Source organism: Amycolatopsis sp. NPDC031561, assembly GCF_055580625.1.
Map to the genome: position 1 here is coordinate 44,124 of NZ_JBVILA010000020.1, position 5,246 is coordinate 49,369.

Annotated in this window: 4 protein-coding genes; all 4 read right to left on the minus strand. The window is 67.3% G+C overall.

Going from position 1 to position 5,246, the window contains the following annotated elements; genetic code table 11:
- Positions 1–313 precede the first annotated feature (313 nt).
- The 4 genes from ACZ5IK_RS31545 to mraZ all read right to left on the minus strand — a co-directional run bounded on the left by ACZ5IK_RS31545 (position 314) and on the right by mraZ (position 4,544).
- Complete coding sequence (locus ACZ5IK_RS31545; RefSeq protein WP_465491043.1) at positions 314–2,242, minus strand: peptidoglycan D,D-transpeptidase FtsI family protein; 1,929 nt, start codon at positions 2,240–2,242, stop codon at positions 314–316.
- The gene (ftsL, locus tag ACZ5IK_RS31550) at positions 2,242–2,952 is read right to left on the minus strand and encodes a cell division protein FtsL (protein WP_465491044.1); all 711 of its coding nucleotides are present in this window, start codon (positions 2,950–2,952) and stop codon (positions 2,242–2,244) included. Before ftsL ends, ACZ5IK_RS31545 begins: the two co-directional genes overlap by 1 nt.
- Entirely contained in the window at positions 2,949–3,908 is a 960-nt protein-coding gene (gene rsmH, locus ACZ5IK_RS31555; protein ID WP_101606341.1) for a 16S rRNA (cytosine(1402)-N(4))-methyltransferase RsmH, read from the minus strand. The genes ftsL and rsmH overlap by 4 nt, the downstream gene beginning before the upstream one ends.
- A 204-nt stretch (positions 3,909–4,112) precedes the next feature.
- Positions 4,113–4,544 carry a division/cell wall cluster transcriptional repressor MraZ gene (gene mraZ / locus ACZ5IK_RS31560; RefSeq protein WP_076155107.1) on the minus strand — a complete coding sequence of 144 codons (432 nt, stop codon included), beginning with the start codon at positions 4,542–4,544 and terminating at the stop codon, positions 4,113–4,115.
- Positions 4,545–5,246: the final 702 nt, after the last annotated feature.

Here is a 5,246-nt window from a genome sequence, read left to right on the forward strand (position 1 = left end):
TAGGGGGGGGGGGGGGGGGGGGGGGGGGGGTTGGGGGGGGGGGTTGTTGGGGGGAAAACCCAAAACCCCCACTCACGACTGAGAAGTCGCTGATCCGGGCCGCCTCGAGGCCACACCAGTCGTTCCGGGGTGTCGCGAAAGCCACTTTCGCGACGTCTGATGTCCCGAAAGTGGCTTTCGCGACACAGCCTCTGGACACCACGGAGTCCGTGAAGGCCTCCTTTACTACCTTCAGGGTAAGCAAGGAGGCCTTCACCGACCTGCCATCACTCGCACCCAGAATCCAGTAAGTACCTAAGACACTCCTGGCTCTTTAAGACAGGACCAGCGGCACCTGAGGCGTGGGACCGTTCGAAAGCGGGATCTGGAACCGCTGCGCCAGGTAGGCGGCCACCGAGTGGAACAGCGGCGCGGACGAGCCTCCGCCCGGCAGCGAGGTGTCCGGCGCGTCGAGCCGGATACCGACCACGAACCGCGGGTTGTCGGCGGGCAGGATCCCGGCGAAGGTGATGTTGTACAGATGGTTGCTGTACGTCTTCGTCTGCGGGTCGACCTGCTGGCCGGTGCCCGTCTTGCCCGAAATCTGGTAGCCCTCCAGCGCCGCCTTCGGCCCGGTGCCGCTCTGCTGCCCGCGGCCGCTCTGCGTCACGGCGCGCATCATGTCGCGCACGGTCTTCGCCGCCTGCGGGCTGATGACCTGCACGGTCTTCGGCGCCGGTTCGGGGACGACGGTCCCGTCCGGGTTGACCTTCGCCTTGACCACACGGGGTTCCACGCGCAGCCCGTCGTTGGCGATGGCCTGGTACATCGCGGCCATCTGCACGACGGTCATCGAGAGCCCCTGCCCGATCGGCAGGTTCCCGAAAGTCGTGGCGTACCACTGGTTGAGCGGCGGGACGACGCCCGGGCTCTCGCCGGGGAGGCCGAGACCGGTGCGCTGGCCGAGACCGAACTTCTTGAGCAGGTCCGCGTAACGGTCCTCGCCCAGCTTCTGCGCCAGCAACAGGGTGCCGACGTTCGAGGACTTCGCGAAGATGCCGGTGGTGGTGAACTGCTGCGCCCCGTGGTGCCAGGCGTCCTTGACGATCTTGTCCGCGACCTGCAGCGAACCCGGCACCGACATCGACGACTCCGGCGTGGTGACGCCCTGGTCGATCGCGCCCGCGGCGGTGACGATCTTGTTCACCGAACCGGGTTCGAACGGCGTGGTCACCGCGCGGTTGTTCAGGTTCTCCGTTTCACTGCGCGAAGCCGGGTCGTTGAGGTTGACCGTCTTGTCGTTGGCCAGCGCGTAGACCTCGCCGGTCTTCGCATCCATGATGACCGCTTGGCCGCCCTTGGCCTTCGACTTGACGACGTACTCGCTCAGCTGCCGCTGCAGTTCGTACTGCAGGTCGGTGTCGATCGTCAGCTGCAGATCCGAACCGGGGACGGCGTTCTGGATGTCCCGCTCGGTACCGGGGATGACAAGGTTGTCGTTGCCGTTCCGGGTGTTGACGATCTTGCGGCCCGGCGTTCCGGCGAGGTCGTAGTCCCGCGAGGCTTCGAGGCCGTAGCCACCGTGCAGGTTGTGCTTGGAGACGTCCTTGTCGTCGGTCCGCCAGTTCGCGTAGCCGATGATGTTCGCGCCCACCGAGTCACCGGGGTACTCCCGCTTCGAGCGCTTCTCGACGCTGATCCACGGGAATTGCTTGACGATCGCGTCGGCGACCGACGGTTCGATGTCGTGGACCAGGTAGGTGAACCCATCCGGCTTGTGGAACTTGTCCAGCAGTTCCTTCTCGGTGATCACCCCCGGCAGCCTGGCCGCGATCGCCTTCGCCGCGGCCGCCACGTCGGCCTCGAAGGTATTGCCCTTGGTCGGGTTCTTCGCCGCGAAGTCTTCCCTGGTCTTGTGGAGCCAATTCAGGCTCACCGCGAGTGTCCGCACCTCGATGCTGAACGCGATCTTCGTCCCGTTGCGGTCCATGATGGACCCACGCTGCGCGGGACTTTCGATCACGGACGTCCGCTGCCGTTCCGCGGCTTCGGACAGCGCACCGGCCTCGAACCACTGCACCTGCACCAGTTTGAGGCCGGCGAGCACCATCATGATGATCAGCAGGATCCGGACGCCGGTGAACCGGCTCGGATTCCCTCCGTTGCCCCGCCGGGCGGTTGCGCGGCGGGTCCCGGCGGCGTAGGTCCGCCTCGCGCTCCCCACCGACCGGGCCCGTGCCTGCGCCGGGCGGCCGGGTGACATCACTGACCTCCCTGCGCCGGGGTCGCCGCGTTCTCCTGCGGGACCGCGGGCTGGTCGCCCTCGATCGGCGCGCCTTGCTGTGTCCCCTCGGCGGGCGGCGGCACCGGATCGGCCTGCGCCGCGGGCGTGTCGGCTTCCGCCTTCTTCGGCTCACCGACCACAGTGGACTGTCCGTCCGGGCTGACCACGAGGTGCGCGGGGTCGCCGCCGGGCACCATGCCCTGCTCCCTGGCCTTGGGCGCGAGGGAAGCGGGCGACTCGGCCTTCGCGACCTCGCGCTGCAGCCGTTCCTTCGCCTCGGCCAGCCCGGCGTTGGTCGTGCGGAGTTGTTCGAGCCGGTACGAGTCGGCGATGGCCTGCGTGGTCAGCCACAGCGTGCACGCCACGCCGACGGCCAGCATGCCCATCATCATCAGCACGAACGACGCGCGCGAACGCGGCCAGCGCAGCTTGAGTTTCTTCCTCGGCTCGGCCTTGCCCGCGCCGCCTTCGGCGTCGGGACGGTTGCGCTGCTGGTCGCGCTGCAGCAGATCCGCGCGCTGGGCGCGACGGGCGTAGGCGCGTTCGGCCGCCGACGTCCGGCCGCGGGAGGCGCGGCTGGACTTCGTGGTCTCGGTGGTGTCCGGCGTCTCGTCGACCGTGCTGGTCGCGCGGGCACCTCGTCCGGGCGCCGGTGTCCGGCGGCCGCGGGACTTCGCGGGAGCGGTCATCGTGCTCGGTCTCCGATCCGTTCGGCGGCTCGCAGCCGCACGGAGGCGGCCCGTGTGTTCTGCTCGGTCTCCGCCTCGCCGGCCTTCTCGGCCCCTCTGGTGAGCAGTTTCAGTTCCGGGCCGTGGCCCGGTAGTTCCACCGGAAGCCCTTCCGGGGTCCGGGATTTCGCCAGTTCCGCGAGTGCCTGTTTGACCAGGCGGTCCTCGAGGGACTGATAGGACTCGACGACGATGCGGCCGCCGACGGCCAGCACCGACAGTGCCCGCGGCATCGCCCGCCGCAGCACTTCCAGCTCGCCGTTGACCTCGATCCGCAACGCCTGGAAGGTGCGCTTCGCCGGATGCCCGCCGGTGCGCCTGCTCGCCGCTGGAACCGCGTCGTACAGCAGTTCCACAAGCCGTCCGCTGCGGGTGAAAGGTTCCTTCTCCCGTGCCGCCACAACGGCTTTGACGATCCGCTGGGCGAACCGTTCCTCGCCGTAGTCGCGCAGGATCCGGATCAGCTCGCCCGGCGTGTAGGTGTTGAGCACGTCGGCCGCGGTGATCCCGGTGGTCGGGTCCATCCGCATGTCGAGCGGGGAATCCTTGGAGTAGGCGAAACCACGCTCGGCGCGGTCCAGCTGCATCGAAGAGACACCGAGGTCGAACAGGATCCCGTCCACTCTGGACAGTCCGAGACCTTGGAGCGCCGACGGCATCTCGTCGTAGACGGCGTGCACGAAGTCGACGCGATCCCCGTGCGGCGCAAGCCGTTTCGCGGAGAGTTCCAGCGCGTTGGGATCCCGGTCGAGCGCGACCAGGCGCAGTGCGGGGAACGCGGTGAGCAGCGCGTCGGAATGACCGCCGAGTCCGACGGTCGCGTCGACCAGCACGGCCTCGCGGTCGGAGAAGACCGGCTCGAACAGTTCGACGATGCGCTTCAGCAGCACCGGAACGTGCTCGTGTTCGTCTGCCATGTCTTCCCCCCTTTCCTGTAGTGCCGGGGAAGATGCCGGATGCCGTCAGGTCCCTGTCCGCCCGCTTACTGACCTGGTACCGGGGAAGGTGTACCAGGGCCACTGAGCGGACAGAGGCCTCACGGCATCCGTGTGGGCGGTTTCCGGCGTGTCCGAAGCAGGAACCCGCGCCCCCCGACGGCGTGGGTGCTTCCTCGGTCACGTCTAGAAGACGCCCGGCAGAACTTCCTCTCGAGCCTTCGCGTAGCTGTCCTCGTGTTCGTCCAGGTAGCCCTGCCACGCTTGGGCATCCCAGATCTCCAACCTGGTGATCGCCCCGATCACCACGCACTCCTTGTTCAACCCGGCGTAGCGTCGGAGCTCGGACGCGATCGCGACGCGTCCTTGCCCGTCCGGGCGTTGTTCGTCCGTCCCGGCGAAGAGATAACGCTGATAGGCCCGGACCGCCTCGTTCGTGAACGGGGCGTCGGCGACCTTCCTCGCCATCTGCTCGAACTCGGCCCGGGGAAAGACGAAGAGACAGTGATCCTGTCCCTTGGTGACCATCAGCCCACCGGCGAGCGCGTCGCGGAACTTCGCGGGCAGCGTGAGCCGCCCTTTGTCGTCCAATTTCGGGGTGTGGGTGCCGAGGAACATCGGCTCCACCTCCCTACCGACTTCGGCTGTGAACAGCCAATGCCGGTCACGGGGCTCCCTACTGCCCCACTGCGCACCACCGTACCCCACTTTTCACCACAGTCAACGCGTCAAAAGCCGCGACCACTCCGTCGTGTCAGGCGTTTTCGCTGGTCAGCCAGGTGGGGCCAGGTGGGGGCGTGGTGGGGGACGGTGGCCAAGATCCCCCTGGGCGGGTATCGAAGCAACCTCACCGATGCCTGATGCGTCCGGTTATCGGCAGCCGGAACCCTGCTGTGGGGCGAAGTGGGGGCGAAAGTGGGGAATCCGGTGGGGAGCGGTGGGGACACAGTGGAGGGTGACGTCGGTTCATCCCATGAAATGTCGACAAAGGACCGTCATCAGCTCAGACCTCGTGAGTTGGCGATTCTGGTTATTGAGGGGTAAGTCAAAGCCGGCGACGGGATGAAGGCGTCCTTCGCCGCGTCCGATGTCGAGCGTCCGTGTCGCGAAAGCCAGTTTCGGGACATCAGACGTCGCGAAAGTGGCTTTCGCGACACCCGGAAGGCCGGTGTGGCCCTCACGGTGACTGGGATCAGCGGCTTTCGGTCGTGGGGGGGGGGGGGGGGGGGGGGGAAAAAAAAAAAACAAAAAACCAACACCCCAAAACCCCCCCCCCCCCTCCCCCACGCTTCGGACAAAGCTTTTCCCACCCCCCCCTCT